Raw genomic sequence first — 15,937 nt, 5'->3', positions numbered from 1 at the left:
TTGTGCCGACCCTTCCGATGCGTCGACGGCGGGCATCGACATGGACCGGCCCCACAACGGCGACGGCCGGCGCAAGGCTCTGGTCGGGGAGGACGGCACTTCCTGATTCGGCTTCGCCGGCCACGGTGACTTCCCGCTGGGCAGGCAGGTGGACGGCTGGTGGGAAAGCATGCACGGCAAGAGCGGCTTGCCAATGTCCTGCCCACGAAGGGCACGGACGGCTGGCTGGATATTGCCGTCCGCGGCCCGGCGTCCCGCCTCCCGGTCCATCGCTGGAACGGGCGCACGTACGGGCTTCATCGCCATGAAGACCGGGGCAAGCCCCGCCGGACACCACGATGGGATCGCGCGGCGCCTAGCGGTGGCGACGCCCCGGAAACGACGAAGGCCGCTCGCGCGGCCTTCGGTGTGTTGGATCAGTGCCCGGGATGGGTCAGATGCCGGCGACCCGACGGGCTTGCAGGAACTTTCCGCTCCAGTAACCCTTGTCCAGGTCCGACACCATGACGTCCTTGCCGGTGCGGGGGGCGTGGACGAACTGGCCGTTGCCCAGGTAGATGCCGACGTGGTCGACGAGCTTGCCGCGGCGGCTGAAGAACACGAGGTCACCGGCGCTCAGCGCGCTGCGCTCGACCTTCTCGCCGTCGTTGGCCATGTCGCGGGACACGCGCGGCAGCTCGATGCCCAGCGCGGTGCGGAACACGTAACCCACCAGGCCGCTACAGTCGAAGCCGCCATCGGGCGACGTGCCGCCCCAGCGGTAGGGCGTCCCCAGCAGGGCCAGTGCGCGCTTGAGCATGGTCTGCACCCGGCCCTGCGGCTCGGCGGCCACTTCGGCCCGTGCGGTGATGATCTGGTTGACGTCGGTGGCGAACAGCAGGCTGCGGTCGGCCACGAGGGTGTCTTCGACCAGCGCCTGGCTGGTGGAATCCACGCGGATCGCATCGGCGGAATCGGCGGCCAGGCCCGGCGCGGCCATCGCCGGAAGGGCGGCGGCGCCAAGCAAGGCGCAGAGGAGGGCGGACAGGCCCCGCGAGGGGCGGCGGGCGGCGGCAGGTAGGCCGGAAATCAGGTCTGGTGTCGTCACGCGTCGGTTTCAGGAATGTCAGCAGGGCGTGATGGTGCCGGACGACGGCAGCCCAGTGGTTCACATTCCGTTAGCACCGCGTGAAAACCAGCGATGGACTTCACATTTCCGTCATCGCGTAGGCAACGGTTCAGCGTGGTGACGGGAATCCACACTGGAATCGGCAAGTGGTTGTATTCAAAGCAAATTCAGAGATCGGCGATCCGTGCCGGGGTGCCCAGGCGTTAGCGGGCACAGCAGGGCCTTCGCGGAATCGTCGCGCATGCTTAACGAAGGACGCGCTTGGCCCCTGAGTAGTGGTCGCGCCAGTAATGCCCGTCCAGATGGTCCAGCCGCACGGTGCCGCCGCTGCTGGGGGCGTGGACGAACCGGCCCTCGCCGACATAGATGCCGACATGGCTGACCTGCCCGCCGCTGCCGAAGAAGACGAGGTCGGCCGTGGCCAGCCGCTCCGGGGCGATCCTCGGGCCTTGGTAGGCGGCCAGCTCGCGCGAGGTCCGCGGCAGCTTGATCTCGAGCATGTCGTCGTAGACGTAGTTCACCAGGCCGCTGCAATCGAAGCCGCCCTCGGGCGTGTTGCCGCCGTAGCGGTAGGGCGTGCCGACCAGGCTGATGGCCCGGATGAGAACGGCGTTGGCCGAGGCGGGGTCTGCGGGCGAGGTGCCGGACCAGTCGCGCTGGGGGACGACCGCGCTGCGCTGCGCGGTGGACCGGACGGCATCGCGGCCGCAGCCGGCGACCATGGCCAGGACGCCGATCGCCAACGCGACGGCGGCCGCGGTTGGCGCGCGGCGCGCGTAGCCCGGATAATGCGCGAGAGTTCCCACGGCCGACATCTTGGCCGAACCCCCGCCTTCCCGACAAGCGGCACGCCGCCGCCTCCACGAGTGCTGCCATGAAGATCGAGAAAGACCGCGTCGTCCGTTTCCATTACACCGTGTCCGAGCAGGGCCAGGACCCCCTGGAATCTTCGAAGGAACGCGAACCCATGGCGATCCTCGTCGGGCACAACAACATCATCCCCGGGCTGGAGAAGGCGCTCGAGGGCCATGAAGCCGGCGACAGCTTCGGCGTGGACGTCGCCGCCGCCGAGGCCTACGGCGAGCGCCGCGAGGGACTGTCGCAGCGGGTACCCAAGAAGCATTTCGACGGCCAGAAGCTCGCCCCGGGCATGCAGGTCGTGCTCAACACGAACTTCGGCCCGCGCGCGGTGACCATCCAGAAGGTCGGCATGAGCGTGGTCGACGTCGACCTCAACCACCCGATGTCGGGCAAGGACCTGCACTTCGACATCGAGGTCGTCGACGTCCGGGAAGCGAGCAAGGAAGAGATCGAACACGGCCACGTGCACGGCGAGGGCGGCCACCAGCACTGATGCGGTCCTGGCCGGGGTTCTCCTCCTTGCTGGCCCACCGCGACCTTCGGCATCGACGATGGGTGTAGCCGCACCCATGGATCGGTCCTAGGATGGCTGTCGATCCGGCCGTGCGTGGCGATTCCGTCGCCTGCGCCGGTCTCCCCGACATCCCGGAAGGAGCGTGCAATGCGCCGTCTGATCACCCTCGCCCTCGCGGCCGGAGTTCTCGCCGGTTGCGCCACTTCGCCAACCCCGGGCGTCGTTGAACACTACGACCTGCTCATCCGCAACGGCGCGGTCTACGACGGCACGGGCGCCCCGCCGGAACCGCTGGAGGTCGCGGTCAATGGCGACCGCGTGGCCGCGCTGTTGCCACGCGGTGCGGTGGCCACCGCGCACCGGGTGGTCGACGCGGAGGGCCGGGCGGTCGCGCCGGGCTTCATCAACGTGCTCAGCTGGGCGACCGAATCGCTGATCCAGGACGGCCGCGGCGTCAGCGACACCAAGCAGGGCATCACCCTGGAGCTGTTTGGCGAAGGCTGGTCGATGGGGCCGTGGAACGCCGGGATGAAGGCCGACGCCCGCAAGCAGCAGGGCGACATCCGCTACGACATCGAGTGGACCACGCTGGGCGAATACCTCGAGTTCCTGGAGCGGCGCGGCATCACGCCCAACGTCGCGTCATTCGTCGGCGCGACCACGGTGCGCATCCACGAGCTGGGCGAAGGCGACATCGACCCGGACGCGGCGCAGCTGGCGCGCATGCAAGGCCTGGTCCGTGCCGCGATGCGGGAGGGCGCGCTGGGCGTCGGCGCCTCGCTCATCTATCCGCCCGCGTTCTTCGCGGAAACCGAGGAGTTGATCGCGTTGGCGCAGGCCGCGGCGGAGTCCGGCGGCGGCTACGTGGCGCACATGCGCAGCGAGGCGGGCCGGTTGCTGGAGGCGCTCGACGAAACCATCGCCATCGGCCGCGCCACCGGCCAGCACGCCGAGGCCTACCACCTCAAGGCCGCCGGCGAACGCAACTGGCCGAAGATGGCGCAGGCGGTGGCGAAGATCGATGCCGGACGCGCCGAGGGCGTCGAGATCGGCGCCAACATGTACGCCTACCCCGCCGGCGCGACGGGGCTCACGGTGGCGCTGCCGCCCTGGGTGCAGGCCGGCGGCCACGACGCGATGGTCGCGCGGCTCAAGGACCCGGCCACGCGCAAGCGGCTGATCGGGGAAATGCGCACGCACAGCGATGCCTGGGAGAACCTGCGCCTGCTGGCCGGCTCCGACGAGCGCGTGCTGTTCATCGGTTTCAAGAACGACACCCTCAAGCCGCTGATCGGCAAGACGCTGGCCGAAGTCACCGCGATGCGCGGCACCTCGCCGGAGGACACCATCCTCGACCTGATCATCGAGGACGATTCGCGGGTGGACACGGCGTACTTCCTGATGAGCGAGGAAAACGTCGAGCTGGGTTTGAAACAACCCTGGACCAGCCTCGGTTCCGACGCCGAATCCTCCGCGACCGAGGGTGTGTTCCTCAAATCCAGCACGCATCCGCGCGCCTACGGCAACGCCGCGCGCTTCCTCGGCCACTACGTGCGCGACCGGAACCTGATGTCGCTGGAAGAGGGCATCCACCGCATGACCGGCCTGCCGGCGCGCAACTGGAAACTGCGCGACCGCGGCTGCCTGCAACCCGGGTGCCACGCCGACCTCGTCGTGTTCGACCCGGCCACCATCCAGGACCACGCCACGTTCGACAAGCCCATGCAGTACGCCACAGGCGTGGACGACGTATTCGTCAATGGCGTGCAGGTCCTGCGCGACGGCGAACACACCGGTGCCACGCCCGGCATCGTCGTGCGCGGACCGGGTTGGACGGGCTGGCCGGATGGGGGGCAAGCCGATCCGGACTGAGTCCCGGGCACAGGCGGCTTCCCTCCAACCGGAACGGCATCAGTGCTTCGTCCCGCAAGCCAGGTGGCCCGGGGCACAAGCGCCAAGTGAGCCGTGCCACGCACAAGCGCTAAGTAAGCTGCCCCAGGGCACAAGCCCCGCGACCATTGATGCGAGCCGGTCCGAGTGCACGTGCCGCCGCCACCCGGCAAGTTTCGGTGAGCCCCTCTCCCGTTTACGGGACAGGGGTTGGGGTGAGGGCCGTGAGTCCAGGTCGGCATCCTCTACCTGCCTCGATCCATTCCGCCGTTGGCGCCGCCTCCCCAACACTGGGCAACACGCGCCCTCCGCCTCGCCGCTTGACCACCCCCGTAGACTGGACCCATGGGCAACGACGACGACGTGCTGGTCATCGGCGGCGGGGTGATCGGCCTGGCGACGGCGCTGGCGCTGGTCGAAGCCGGTCGCGGCGTCCGCGTGCTCGAGTCCCGGACCATCGGCAGCGGCAGCTCCCACGGCAATTGCGGCACGCTCACGCCCAGCCACGCCGCACCGCTGGCGGCGCCGGGCATGGTCGCCAAGGCATTGCGCTGGATGTTGACGCCGGACGCGCCGTTCTACGTCGCGCCGCGCATCGATCCGGCCTTGTGGCAGTGGCTGCTGCGGTTCTCGTCCCGCTGCAACGGCCGCGACTGGCGCAGCGCGATGCAGGCGAGGGCGGCCCTGCTGCTGGCCTCGCGCGCGCTGTTCCCCGACTGGGTCGCCCGCCACCGCCTGGACTGCGACTTCACCGAGTCCGGCATGGATTACCTGTTCCGCACCCCGGCGGCACTGGAGCACTTCCGGCACGAATTGCCCTTGCTGGCCGAGCTCGGCATCGCCTCGGAGTCCATCGACGGCGACGACTACGTGCGCCGGGAGCCCGCCCTGAAACCCGGCCTCGCCGGCGTGGTCCGTTTCCCCGGGGACGCGCGGCTGCGACCGGACCGCTACGTCGCCGCGCTGGCGCAGGCGCTGCGCGCGGCGGGCGGCACGATCGAAGAGCAGCGCGACGTCATCGCGCTCGACCCCGACGGCACCGGCGCCACGGTGCATACCGCGCAAGGCCGCTGGCGCGCGCGCGAGGTCGTCATCGCCACGGGGGCCTGGTCGCCGGCGCTCGCGAAGGCCGCAGGGCTGCGTGCGTTGCCGGTGCAACCGGGCAAGGGCTACTCGATCACCTACGATCCACCCCCGCTGGTGCCGTCGCGTCCCGTGGTGCTGCCAGAGCGCAGCGTCTGCGTCACGTCGTGGGACGGCGGCTTCCGCCTCGGCAGCACCATGGAGTTCTCCGGCTACGACACGCGCCTCAATCGCCGCCGCCTTGACGCGATCGAACGCGGCGCAGCCGAGTACCTGGTGCATCCCGTCGGCCCGGCAAAGCGCGAGGAGTGGTACGGCTGGCGGCCGCTGGCCTGCGACGACCTGCCGATCATCGGCCGCGTCCCCGGCCGCGACCACCTGTGGCTGGCGACCGGACATGGCATGCTCGGCGTCAGCATGAGCACCGGGACCGCGGAACTGCTCGCCGACATGATCTGCGCGCGCACGCCACGCATCGACATGGCGCCGTTCTCACCGGCGCGCTTCGCATGAGCGGGCGTCCCGACCCGCGCGGGTTCGACTTCGACCTCGTGGTGCTCGGCGGCGGCTCCGGCGGCCTGGCCGCCGCGTTCCGCGCCGCGGGGCATGGCGCGCGCGTCGCCCTGGTCGAGCCGGGGGAACTGGGCGGCACCTGCGTCAACGTCGGCTGCGTGCCGAAGAAGGCGATGTGGCTGGCGGCGCAGACCGCCGAGCGCATCGAGCTGGCGCGGCGCATGGGCTTCGCCGGCCTGCCGTGTCCGGAGCTGGACTGGCGCGAGTTCGTCACCCTGCGCCAGCACTACATCGCCAACATCCACGCCAGCTACCGGCGGCGCCTGGACGAGGCCGGCATCGTCAGCGTCGTCGGCCGCGGCCGGTTCGAAGACGCACGCACGATCATCACCGACGACGGCGCACGCCTGCACGGCGACCACGTGGTCATCGCCACCGGCGCGCGGCCACGCCGCCCCGCCATCCCGGGGGCGGACCTGGGGCTGGTCTCGGACGATTTCTTCCACTTCGTCGCACCGCCCGGCCGCGTCGCCATGATCGGTGGCGGCTACATCGGCGTCGAGCTGGCCGGCGTGCTGCAACGCCTGGGCTGCCCGGTCGAGATGTTCATGCGCGGCCCGTGCCTGCTGCAAGGCTTCGAGCGCGACCTCGCCGAGCACCTGGAGGAGGACTACCGGCAGGCGGGCACCGCGTTGCATTTCGGGTTCGACCTGCAGGCCGTCGAGCGCTCCGGCGACGGCAAGCTGCGCGTCTCGTCCCAGGGCGGTGACGCGCAAGGCGGCTTCGACCAGGTGATCTTCGCGATCGGTCGGGAACCCGTGACTGCGTCCCTCGGGCTGGAACGTGCCGGGGTGGAATGCGACGGGCAGGGCCACGTCCGCGTCGACGACTTCCAGGACACCAGTGCCGATCGCGTACATGCCGTCGGCGACGTCACCGACCGCATCCAGCTCACGCCCGTCGCCATCGCCGCCGCGCGCCGGCTGATGGACCGCGTCTTCGGCGGCCACGCGGAGGCGCGCCTGGATTACGACGACATCCCGACCGTGGTGTTCTCGCACCCGCCGATCGGCAAGGTCGGCCTGAGCGAGGCCGAGGCGCGCAAGCGCCACGGCGACGACGTCCACGTCTACCGCAGCGACTTCCGCGCCATGCTCCACGCCCTGGCGGACGTCCCGCAGCGCAGCCTGTTCAAGTTGGTCTGCGTGGGCGAGGACCGCCGCGTGGCCGGCATCCACCTGCTCGGCGAGGGCGCCGACGAGATCCTGCAGGGTTTCGCCGTCGCGCTGAAGAAGGGCATCACCCTGGCCGACCTGCACGACACCGTCGCCATCCACCCCACCAGCGCCGAGGAAGTGGTGCTGATGCGCTAGGCGTGACCGCGGAGAGCCCCTCTCCCGCTTGCGGAGTGAGGTCTCACCGCCGGCGCGTCATTGGCGCGCGTGTGATCGAACGCCCGCACCGCTGGGCCGGGGCGCGGAGCGGAGGTTGGGGTTAGGGTGTGTCGCGTGGGGTGACGGCGTGTCACGGGTGAGCACCCTCATCGGGCACGCCGCGTGCGGCCCGGGAGGAGGGCGATGCCGCTTCCCGCGAGTCGCGAGCCGCCCGCAAGGCTTCGCGTGTCCCGTCCCGCGACACCCCCGCCGTCGGGCAGCCGGCGCTCGCCGCCGCAGGAGACTCGCATGCGCGCCGCGCGGCGTCGCTTGCCGCTTTCCGGGTCACGCATGGCGTCCGAAGTGACTTCGGTGCCGTGGCCGAGGCCTCGCATGCGGTTCCCGGGGACTCCCGTGCCTGCGTCGGCGACTCGCATGGGGTCCCGAAGGCGTCGATTGCCGCTTTTTTGTCCACGCATGGCGTCGGACGGGACTTTGATGCCGTGGCGTGCGCGTCGCATGCGGTTCCCGGGGATTCCCGTGCCTGTGTCGGCGACTCGCATGGGGTCCCGAAGGCGTCGATTGCCGCTTTTTTGGCCACGCATGCCGCCCGCAGGGACTTTCTTGCCATGGCCAACGCCTCGCATGCGGTTCCCGACGCACTCAACTCCCGCGGCGCGTATCTGGCCAGGGATGACCCGCAGGCCTTGCCATCCCGGGCGCCCGCGAATCCAGCCGCCGGGTCTGGCCAGCCGGAAGCGCAGTCGCGCTCGCCATCGTCGGGCCGGGGAGGCCACTCGACCGCCGCCGGCGCCGAAGGCGGTAGCATCGCGACCCATGGACTTGTTCACCCTGCACCACGGGACCGCGCCATTGCTGGTCAGCGTGCCGCACGACGGCACCTTCGTCCCCGACGCCATCGCCGCGCGCCTCACCGACAGCGCGCGCCGCGTCCCCGACACCGACTGGCACGTCGCCCGCCTGTACGCGGACGCGGCGCGCGCGTTGGGCGCGTCAATGCTCGTGCCCACCCATTCGCGCTACGTCGTCGACCTCAACCGCTCGGAGGACGACGTGTCGCTGTACCCCGGCCAGAACACCACCGGCCTGTGCCCGACCGTGCAGTTCACCGGCGAGCCCGTGTACCGCGCAGGCGAGGAACCGGACGAGGCCGAGGTGCGCGCCCGCGTGGACACCTACTGGCGCCCGTACCACGCGGCGTTGCGCGAAGAGCTCGACCGCCTGCGCGCCGAGCACGGCCGCGTCGTGCTGTGGGAAGGCCACACCATCAAGGGCCACCTGCCGTTCCTGTTCGAGGGCCGCCTGCCCGACCTCAATCTCGGCACCGCCGCCGGGGCGAGCTGCTCGCCCGCGCTGCAGGCGCGGCTTGTCGACGTCCTCGAAGGGCAGGGCGACTACGACTTCGTTGCCAATGGCCGCTTCAAGGGCGGCCACATCACCCGCCACTACGGCGACCCGGCCAACGGCATCGACGCGGTGCAGCTGGAGGTCAGCCAGCGGATCTACATGGACGAGGACACGTTCGAATACGACGTGCCCAAGGCAGCCGGCGCGCAACGCGCGATCGCGAGCCTGCTGGAGGCTGCGCTCAGATAGAGAGCATGGGTGGCAAGGCCGAGCCGCGTTTCAGGCCTCGGCGCTGCGGTGCCGAACGGCGCGCGGCCGTCCGGCGGCGATTCTTTCAGGTCAATCCGAATCGAGCTCCAGCGTGTGGTCGCCCATCCTTCCCCAGGTCTGGATGCGCTGGGCGCTGACCTTGATCAGGGACACCGCCGGATCCTCGGGGCCGTTCTCGAACCAGCGCTCGAGGTCCTTCTGCCATAGCTTCTTCTTCATCGCCGTGTCGTCCACGATCTCGCCCTGGCCCCACACCGAGATGAAGTTCATCCCGTCGCGGTCGGCGAAAGTGAGCTGGACGCGGTCGTCCAGGGCGATCTCCTCGTTCTTGGTGGAGTCGCTGCGCGAGAAGAACCAGTTGTCGCCGTCGTATTCGACCTCGCCGTTGTTCGACATCGGACGCGTGTTGACCCCGTGCTCGCCGACGGTCTGCATCATGCAGATGTCGATCCTGCCCATGGCCTCCGCGACGTCCTTGAATTCCTTGCTGCGCTTCATCGATGTGCTCCCTGGGGTGGTGCCCCACGGTGGCACGGGCCGGGTGTTCGACAGGTGAGCCGTTGCGCCAGGCGTCGCGGGACAGAAGGAGGGGCGCCACGGGGCCGGCAGCCGGATGGCCGCATCGACAGCCACGCTGTCATGCGGCCGCGCCGTGCCGCGCTTCCGGCCCGTTCTCCCAGGGCCGGCACCGCTCACTGATCCCGGCCTAGGCCGCCATCCGGTGCTCGTAATAGGGCCGCGCGCGGTCGTCGAGCAGGGCGTAGAGCGCGTCCAGGTTTTTCGGATCCGGGTCCAGCCACGCGTCGACGTGCTCTTGCTTGATCGGGATGATGCAGCGGTCGTGGCCGGCGGCGGCGACCTCGGCGGGCGGCTCGTCGGTGATCGCGGCGAAGGACAGCAGGTCCGGTTCGCCCTTGCCGCTCCAGCGCGACCAGAGGCAGGCGACCAGCATGTCCTGCTTGGGCTCCGGCGCGAACTCCAGGACCACGTTTTCCTCGGCCTCGCCCGGCGCCAGCTCCCGTCCTTCGACGGCGTGTCGGCTGACGTTCTCGTAGAACGCCGTCACCACCATGATCCCGTGGTCGTGGCCGAACTGGCCTTTCCAGAAACCTTCGAGGTTGTCGCGGCGCGCGTTGTAGGTGCCCGGGTAGCGGCGGTCGTAGCTGGCCGGCTTGCCGGCGGGCCGGCACTGGTAGCGCATCGGCCGGACCACGCGCTGCCCGCCTTCCATCACCATGACCGGTGCATACACGCCGGGGAAGATGCGCGCGTCCCTGGTCTCGACGCGGGTGCGGCGCAGGTCGGCGAGCTTGCCCTTGGCCCAGGCGATCTTGTTGGTGGCGATGCGCTGGTCTTCCTGCGCCTTCTTCGTTGTCTTCGTCGACAGCGTGCGCTCGGCGTCGGCCAGGCGCCGGGTCTGCTTGAACAGTTCGCGTTCCAGCTTGGCCGCCTGGGCCTGGTCGTGTTCGTCGATCAGCGCCTTGATCCGCCGCTGCAGGTCGTCGGCCGGGTCGGCGAAGGCCGCGTCCATGGCGCGGGTGGTCTTGATCCCCGCGCGCCTCGCCCGGTCGCCGTACAGCCGCGCGAATTCGGCGAAGTCGACCTTCGCCCCGAACTTGCGGACGTAATCGCGGTAGTCGGCCCAGGCGCGCGCGGAAAAGCACATGGGGACAGGGTACAACCCACGGTCGATGGGGGCGCGCGGGAGGCCAAGGCCGGTCAGGGCACCGGCGGCAACGGAGGGCAGGGTCCGTCAGAAGGCTGCGCGCGTTCTGACGGGCGTCACGCGGCGTGGTCTGCGCCCGAGGCCGGCCCTGCCTCAGCGGGCAGCCTTGGTTCCCTGCAACAGCGCATCGGACAACGGCCCGCCATGCAGCACCGAGATATCGCCGGTCGTTTCCAGCACCACGGCACGCACCTGGGAGAAATCGAGCACGTTGGCCTCGCGCAGCTTGGCGACCAGGTCGGACCGGGTGACGCGCGTGGCGGCCAGGGCCTGGTCGATGACCTGGCCATCGCGCATCAGGACCACCGGTTCGTTCTGCACCAAGGCCTCGAAGCGGTCCGAGGCCTTGCGCAGCCGGGCGCTGGCGTACTGCACGAGGAACAGCGCGGCCATGGCCGAAAGGGTCTGCAGGAAGGGCAGCCAGGACGTGGACTGGCTGGCCCCGGCCAGCAGCGAGCCCACGGCGACGGTCATCACGAAGTCGAAGTTGGTCATCTTGGAGAACGACCGCAGCCCGTTGATCCGTACCAGCACCACCACCCAGGTCATGGCCAGCGCTGTCAGGATCAAGCCTCGAAGCACCACATCCAGTGTTGGACTAGCCGTGAACATGGCAATGACCTCCTCGTTAAGCGTGGGTGCGAAGAAACGCCGGTGATTCCAACACTAACCGCTTGCCTGCCGAAGCGCTGCTTCGCGGTCGCGATCGAGTCGGCGTCTGGTGTCGTGGCGCGTGTCGCGACGTCGAGGTCGCAAGGCCGGTCGGCGGGTGTTCCGTCGGCCGCGTGCACCGGCTTTGCGGGGAAGAGCCCGGGAATACCCCCGTTCCAGACGGCAAGCGCCCGTCGGGATCAGCCCTGCCCCTCGGCCGGGCGCAGGAACACGCCTTCGGTCCCGCCGTAGCGGGTGCGCAGGTCGTATTGCCGATTGAGCACCCGGTAGCGCCGCACGATTTCGCGGGCGGACTTGTTCAATCGCCGCTGCACCTGGGTGCACCGTGCACCGTCCTCCGCTGGCGATGACAGCAGCGCGCCGATGGCGTTCCCGGCCTCCAGCGCAAGGAGAACGTGCTCGTTCTCGTGCTTGTCGAGCGCCTCCAGGTAGCGGTCGAACTGCCGCGACACCGCGTGCGGCAGCAGGCGCCGGTTGCGGTGCCGGGGCACTTCCACGGTGATGTCCAGCAAGACCTGCACGTCGGCGATTTCGCAACGGTCCGCGTCCTGCCACGTCCGGAAGGTCCACGTCACCTCCGCCTTCGTCAGCCCCGCCGCTCGCGCCGAACCGGCACCCTCGCGGGGGCCATGCCGGGCGATGCTGCCCACGATCTGCTCGATGGTGATGCCGTCGACGTCATAGGGCCGGTAGGCGCTGGTCAGCTGGACGGCGGGATGCACCTGCGCATCCGTGGCAATGGAAAGGAGGGCGAAGAGAAAGGGGGCCATGGCATCCGTGCGGCGTTGCGGAAGAAGATGCGCTTGCCGATCCACCTTGGCAGGCGGGCGCGGGACGCATCATCTCATTTTGCGCGGCCGGTGCTTCCTGCAGCTGGCCAGGGCCGGGCCCTGGGGCAGGCGTACCAATGCATTGCACGGCACGCGCGGCTCGCCGCCTACTCGCTTGGCGGAAACGCGTCCATGTCCATCCACATCGCTTCCCAGACGTGGCCATCCGGGTCGGCGAGGTTTCGGTTGTACATGAATCCGAGGTCCTGGGCAGGATTGATGTCGGCGGTCCCGCCGTGTTCCGACGCGGCCCGGTTCATTGCGTCGACTTCGTCGCGGGAACCGCACGAGATCGCCAGCATGACCTCGCTCGATGAGGTCGGGGGAATCGGGCGGTTGGTGAAGGTCCGCCACTTGTCGTGGGTCAGCAACATGACATTGATGGTCTCGCTCCAGACCATGCACGCTGCGGTGTCGTCGGTGAACCGGGGATTGTTGGTGAAACCGAGTGCGGCATAGAAGGCCATCGACGCCTTCAGGTCGGCCACGGGCAGGTTGACGAAGATCGTCCTGGTCATGGATGGCTCCTGTTTGGAGTGGGGCAGGGCAGGGAACTCATGGATGCATTGTCCGGGCTTCCTGCTGCTCCGGGAAGCGCCTTGCGGCGTACCTCCGCGCGCGGCGCCTCTCTGGATTTAGAGGACGACTCCGACCTCGCGTCACTTCTTTCGTCGAGGCGGTGAACCAGACCCCTTCCCTTACAGGCCGTGGTCAGCCCGGGACGCCTGGGCCAGCTTCCTGATCAAGGGGTCCGGGATCGGCTTGCCCGGCGAAAACGTGACACCCATCTTGGTCGACTTCAGCCCGGCTTCCGCGATGTCGCCGGACAGGGCGCTGATCGCACCGTGTGACACATAGAGGCCACACTGTTTCGCGAAAGCCGCGTAGCCGGCGATGATCGTCTTCCCGATCCTGAAGCCAGGCATCTTGTACGCAATGACCACCTCGGCGTCGGGCAATGCGCGTGACAGCTGCGCGTGCAGGTTCTCCAGCAAGGGGCGCAGGGGTTCCGGGGCGGCCGCGATGTAGGCGTCGTGATCCGATGCATTGGTCATCTGTAATTCCTGGTTGTTTGTGGGTGCGGTCCCAGGCGAGTCGACCACCGGCGCCGAGATGGTGCCCAGGGTGCAGTTTGTCCGAGGTTCTTGGGAAAAACGAATCCGGGCCCGCGTGATCAGGATTGTGGCGGAAGCGAACCTGGCGCCGCTGTCTTAGGTGGACGAACCCACGAGCGGCCGGAACCCGCCGTAAGCCATCCGCCGCGCATCGAAACCCGTCTCCATTGAATCGACCAGTTCCGCCATCCTCGGGTCGGCGGCGACCCGGGCGTTGGCGCGGTCCCGCGCCTCGCGGGAATCGAAGGCCACCCATCCGAAGACGATGGCTTCATCCTCGCCAGCGGCGACGAGCTCGGCGAACGAGCGCGTCCCGTCCAGGTGCAGGTCGTCCGCCACGTACTCCTGGTACTCGAGCGCGCCGTGTTCCTTCCAGATCCCTGCAACGGCTTCCGCGAGGCGCCTGTACGTGCCCAGGCGGTCGCGCGGGACGGGAAAGACGAATCCATCGATGTAGGGGGTCATGTCTACTCCTCCTTCTTTTTCCCTTCCCGCGCGTCGAGTTCGTCCTCCGTCGGCAAGCGGTAAGGGCGCTCGTAGAGGATGTCGAACAGCTCGATGTAGAAGGTCGGCAGGGTTTGGTTGTTCAGCACGATGATCGCGATGCCGTCCTCCGGCACGCGCCACAGCCGGGCGCTCCAGCCGAGGTAGTAACCCGAATGGCCCACGACCGTGACGCGGTCGGCGGGACTGGCGCCGGGCCGCTGGTGGATCTCCAGCCCGTAGCCGTAGAAGTGCTCGAGTCCGGGGCCGAAGAAGTTGCCGATCCTGTCGTCCCCGATCCGGGGCGTGGCCATCACGGCCTGCATCGCCGGCGACAGCAGGCGCCCTGCGCGGAGGGCCTCGTCGAAGCGGAAGAGGTCGCGCACCGTCGAGTACGCCACGCCGTCCGCATGCAGTGCGTGGAAGAACGGGGCATGCGCCAGCTGCCCGTTCTCGCGCTTGTAGGCCGTGGCCATCCGCGCCACCACGGGCTCGTAGGACACGCATCCGCTTGCCGCCATGCCGGCCGGCGCGAACACCTCCTCGCGGAGGAGGTCGCAGTAGGGCCGGCCCGTCACCGACTCCAGCAGCACCTCAAGCAGGACGTAGCCGGTGTTGCTGTAGTCGAAGCGTTCGCCGGGCGCGAACTCCAGCGGTCGCTGCAGCATTTCAGCCACGAGGGTCTCGGCAGGCACGCGGCGATGTTCGTACCGCGCCATGTACTCATCGCCGTCCAGGTCGTTGACGTAGTCCACCAGGCCCGAGCGGTTCGAAAGCAGGTGGTCCACGGTGATCCGCGCATCGATGGGCACGGGGAAGTCGGGCAGGTAGCCCGCCACGGGCGCATCGAGGCGGAGCGTCCCGCGTTCGACCTGCTGCAGGACGAGCACCGCGGTGAGGACCTTGGTGACGGATGCGACGTGGTACCTGACGTCGGCGGCGTTGGCGATGCCCCAGGTCGCATCTGCCTGCCCGAAGCCGCCCTCATAGACGACCTTCCCGTCCTGGGCGACGAGCACCGCGCCATGCAGGCGGCCGAGCGCGTGGTAGTGCGCCATGAGCGCATGGATCCGCTCGGTCTTGGTCTGGGCCAATGCGGGACACGTGATGACGCACCCTGCGAGTAGGGCGAGGAAACACCGTGCGAGCTGTCGCTTGAGCATCATCCGGCACCGGGAGTGCAGTCAGAGGACGTGTGGTTCTGGACAATGAGAAACCAGCTGTTTCGAGGAAGCTCCCGACTCAGAGCAAAGTTGAAAATTGTCCCTGACACCTTTTTCCTCACTCACCATCCGAGGCGCCGTCGCCATTCATCGCAGGGGATAGGCTGATCACGCCGGGGAAACGGGCGAACGCTGTCCAGCTCTTTGGGATGACCGAATCCGAAAAGCTTGGACACGTCCGTAAAGCACGACAGCGGAGCGCTCGGCATCAGCCTCCACTCGTAGCCCTCGATCCGGCCCTGCTGCGATGGCACCAGTGCCATCGTGTTCATGGCATCGAACACCTGGGAAAAGCGAAGCGGACCCGCGTCCCACGGATCCAATCCCAGGTCGAAGATCAGCCTGGCCACTGCCTCCCGCGCTGCAGGGTCGTCGCCGGCGATCAGGATGGTAGGCGGCGTGCCGACCAGCATGGGGTCCACGAAGAACGCCATCAAGGGCAAGTTGATCCTCACCACGCGCGCGTTCGGGTGCCGGGACTGGATCCGCTCGCTATTGGACTCGCCGGGAATGAGCTCCAGATACCCATCTGCCGCCACCCGCTTCATTCCGCCACTCACGTCAACGACGATCTTGCCGTCCAGCTCGCCCAAGCTGTCGGTGACGTCATCCAGCACGTTCCTCGGGACGGCGAGGATCACGATCTGCGCATTCGAGGCCGCCTCGCGCGGACTGGCGGCCGAGGCTTCCGACCCCGTCTTCTCCACGAGCGCACGCACCGATGGCCGAGCGGGCTCGCGGCTGCCGTAGACCACGGTATACCCGGCGCGGCCGATCGCCGGGCCGAACGTGTCCGCGAGAGTGCCCGTACCGATCATGGCGACAACCGGCTCGTCCTGGGCCGCCACGGGGGCGACAAAGCCTCCCAAGCCGACGACCACGAGCAGGATCATTGTCCATTTCATGAA

General features: G+C 68.8%; 16 protein-coding genes. 5 read left to right on the top strand and 11 right to left on the bottom strand.

Going from position 1 to position 15,937, the window contains the following annotated elements; genetic code table 11:
* Positions 1–433: 433 nt before the first annotated feature.
* Both ABD970_RS11195 and ABD970_RS11190 read right to left on the bottom strand, forming a co-directional pair.
* Positions 434–1,072: a C40 family peptidase gene (locus tag ABD970_RS11195; protein WP_425563102.1), complete on the bottom strand. Its 639-nt coding sequence runs from the start codon at positions 1,070–1,072 to the stop codon at positions 434–436.
* Positions 1,073–1,353: 281 nt separating this feature from the next.
* Positions 1,354–1,923, bottom strand: a complete 570-nt coding sequence (locus ABD970_RS11190; protein ID WP_345295544.1) for a C40 family peptidase — start codon at positions 1,921–1,923, stop codon at positions 1,354–1,356.
* Positions 1,924–1,982: 59 nt separating this feature from the next.
* On the opposite strand from ABD970_RS11190, the gene ABD970_RS11185 reads away from it, so the two are divergent.
* The 5 genes from ABD970_RS11185 (at position 1,983) to hutG (ending at position 8,959) form a co-directional block, all read left to right on the top strand.
* Positions 1,983–2,462: an FKBP-type peptidyl-prolyl cis-trans isomerase gene (locus tag ABD970_RS11185; RefSeq protein WP_345295543.1), complete on the top strand. Its 480-nt coding sequence runs from the start codon at positions 1,983–1,985 to the stop codon at positions 2,460–2,462.
* Between the two features lie 168 nt (positions 2,463–2,630).
* The gene (locus tag ABD970_RS11180; protein WP_345295542.1) at positions 2,631–4,355 is read left to right on the top strand and encodes an N-acyl-D-amino-acid deacylase family protein; all 1,725 of its coding nucleotides are present in this window, start codon (positions 2,631–2,633) and stop codon (positions 4,353–4,355) included.
* A gap of 363 nt (positions 4,356–4,718) precedes the next feature.
* Positions 4,719–5,969: an NAD(P)/FAD-dependent oxidoreductase gene (locus tag ABD970_RS11175; protein WP_345295541.1), complete on the top strand. Its 1,251-nt coding sequence runs from the start codon at positions 4,719–4,721 to the stop codon at positions 5,967–5,969.
* Positions 5,966–7,342: a glutathione-disulfide reductase gene (gorA, locus tag ABD970_RS11170; RefSeq protein ID WP_345295540.1), complete on the top strand. Its 1,377-nt coding sequence runs from the start codon at positions 5,966–5,968 to the stop codon at positions 7,340–7,342. The genes ABD970_RS11175 and gorA overlap by 4 nt, the downstream gene beginning before the upstream one ends.
* 837 nt (positions 7,343–8,179) lie before the next feature.
* The gene (gene hutG / locus ABD970_RS11165; RefSeq protein ID WP_345295539.1) at positions 8,180–8,959 is read left to right on the top strand and encodes an N-formylglutamate deformylase; all 780 of its coding nucleotides are present in this window, start codon (positions 8,180–8,182) and stop codon (positions 8,957–8,959) included.
* Positions 8,960–9,049: 90 nt separating this feature from the next.
* On the opposite strand, the gene ABD970_RS11160 is transcribed toward hutG, so the two are convergent.
* The 9 genes from ABD970_RS11160 to ABD970_RS11120 form a co-directional block, all read right to left on the bottom strand.
* Positions 9,050–9,478, bottom strand: a complete 429-nt coding sequence (locus tag ABD970_RS11160) for a pyridoxamine 5'-phosphate oxidase family protein (RefSeq protein ID WP_345295538.1) — start codon at positions 9,476–9,478, stop codon at positions 9,050–9,052.
* Positions 9,479–9,686: 208 nt separating this feature from the next.
* Positions 9,687–10,646 carry an SOS response-associated peptidase family protein gene (locus ABD970_RS11155; RefSeq protein WP_345295537.1) on the bottom strand — a complete coding sequence of 320 codons (960 nt, stop codon included), beginning with the start codon at positions 10,644–10,646 and terminating at the stop codon, positions 9,687–9,689.
* Positions 10,647–10,799: 153 nt separating this feature from the next.
* Positions 10,800–11,288 (bottom strand): DUF421 domain-containing protein, encoded by a 489-nt coding sequence (locus tag ABD970_RS11150; RefSeq protein WP_345295536.1) that lies wholly within the window; start codon positions 11,286–11,288, stop codon positions 10,800–10,802.
* A 269-nt stretch (positions 11,289–11,557) separates the two neighbouring features.
* Positions 11,558–12,148 carry a DUF922 domain-containing protein gene (locus tag ABD970_RS11145; RefSeq protein WP_345295535.1) on the bottom strand — a complete coding sequence of 197 codons (591 nt, stop codon included), beginning with the start codon at positions 12,146–12,148 and terminating at the stop codon, positions 11,558–11,560.
* A 167-nt stretch (positions 12,149–12,315) separates the two neighbouring features.
* The gene (locus ABD970_RS11140; RefSeq protein ID WP_345295534.1) at positions 12,316–12,726 is read right to left on the bottom strand and encodes a VOC family protein; all 411 of its coding nucleotides are present in this window, start codon (positions 12,724–12,726) and stop codon (positions 12,316–12,318) included.
* A gap of 180 nt (positions 12,727–12,906) precedes the next feature.
* Positions 12,907–13,263, bottom strand: a complete 357-nt coding sequence (locus ABD970_RS11135; RefSeq protein WP_345295533.1) for an iron chaperone — start codon at positions 13,261–13,263, stop codon at positions 12,907–12,909.
* A gap of 156 nt (positions 13,264–13,419) precedes the next feature.
* The gene (locus ABD970_RS11130; protein ID WP_345295532.1) at positions 13,420–13,788 is read right to left on the bottom strand and encodes a DUF1428 domain-containing protein; all 369 of its coding nucleotides are present in this window, start codon (positions 13,786–13,788) and stop codon (positions 13,420–13,422) included.
* A gap of 2 nt (positions 13,789–13,790) precedes the next feature.
* Positions 13,791–14,900 carry a serine hydrolase domain-containing protein gene (locus ABD970_RS11125; RefSeq protein ID WP_345295531.1) on the bottom strand — a complete coding sequence of 370 codons (1,110 nt, stop codon included), beginning with the start codon at positions 14,898–14,900 and terminating at the stop codon, positions 13,791–13,793.
* Positions 14,901–15,091: 191 nt separating this feature from the next.
* Positions 15,092–15,922: an NADPH-dependent F420 reductase gene (locus ABD970_RS11120; protein ID WP_345295530.1), complete on the bottom strand. Its 831-nt coding sequence runs from the start codon at positions 15,920–15,922 to the stop codon at positions 15,092–15,094.
* Between the last annotated feature and the right edge of the window lie 15 nt (positions 15,923–15,937).

The sequence above is a fragment of the Luteimonas vadosa genome (assembly GCF_039543545.1).
Taxonomy (GTDB): domain Bacteria; phylum Pseudomonadota; class Gammaproteobacteria; order Xanthomonadales; family Xanthomonadaceae; genus Luteimonas; species Luteimonas vadosa.
This window is presented reverse-complemented; position numbering and strand designations above follow the sequence as displayed.

Coding starts and splice junctions, on each gene's coding strand:
- ABD970_RS11190 (WP_345295544.1), bottom strand. CDS start 1,923: ATGTCGGCCGTGGGAACTCTCGCGCATTATCCGGGCTACGCGCGCCGC.
- ABD970_RS11185 (WP_345295543.1), top strand. CDS start 1,983: ATGAAGATCGAGAAAGACCGCGTCGTCCGTTTCCATTACACCGTGTCC.
- ABD970_RS11180 (WP_345295542.1), top strand. CDS start 2,631: ATGCGCCGTCTGATCACCCTCGCCCTCGCGGCCGGAGTTCTCGCCGGT.
- ABD970_RS11175 (WP_345295541.1), top strand. CDS start 4,719: ATGGGCAACGACGACGACGTGCTGGTCATCGGCGGCGGGGTGATCGGC.
- gorA (WP_345295540.1), top strand. CDS start 5,966: ATGAGCGGGCGTCCCGACCCGCGCGGGTTCGACTTCGACCTCGTGGTG.
- hutG (WP_345295539.1), top strand. CDS start 8,180: ATGGACTTGTTCACCCTGCACCACGGGACCGCGCCATTGCTGGTCAGC.
- ABD970_RS11160 (WP_345295538.1), bottom strand. CDS start 9,478: ATGAAGCGCAGCAAGGAATTCAAGGACGTCGCGGAGGCCATGGGCAGG.
- ABD970_RS11155 (WP_345295537.1), bottom strand. CDS start 10,646: ATGTGCTTTTCCGCGCGCGCCTGGGCCGACTACCGCGATTACGTCCGC.
- ABD970_RS11145 (WP_345295535.1), bottom strand. CDS start 12,148: ATGGCCCCCTTTCTCTTCGCCCTCCTTTCCATTGCCACGGATGCGCAG.
- ABD970_RS11140 (WP_345295534.1), bottom strand. CDS start 12,726: ATGACCAGGACGATCTTCGTCAACCTGCCCGTGGCCGACCTGAAGGCG.
- ABD970_RS11135 (WP_345295533.1), bottom strand. CDS start 13,263: ATGACCAATGCATCGGATCACGACGCCTACATCGCGGCCGCCCCGGAA.
- ABD970_RS11130 (WP_345295532.1), bottom strand. CDS start 13,788: ATGACCCCCTACATCGATGGATTCGTCTTTCCCGTCCCGCGCGACCGC.
- ABD970_RS11120 (WP_345295530.1), bottom strand. CDS start 15,922: ATGATCCTGCTCGTGGTCGTCGGCTTGGGAGGCTTTGTCGCCCCCGTG.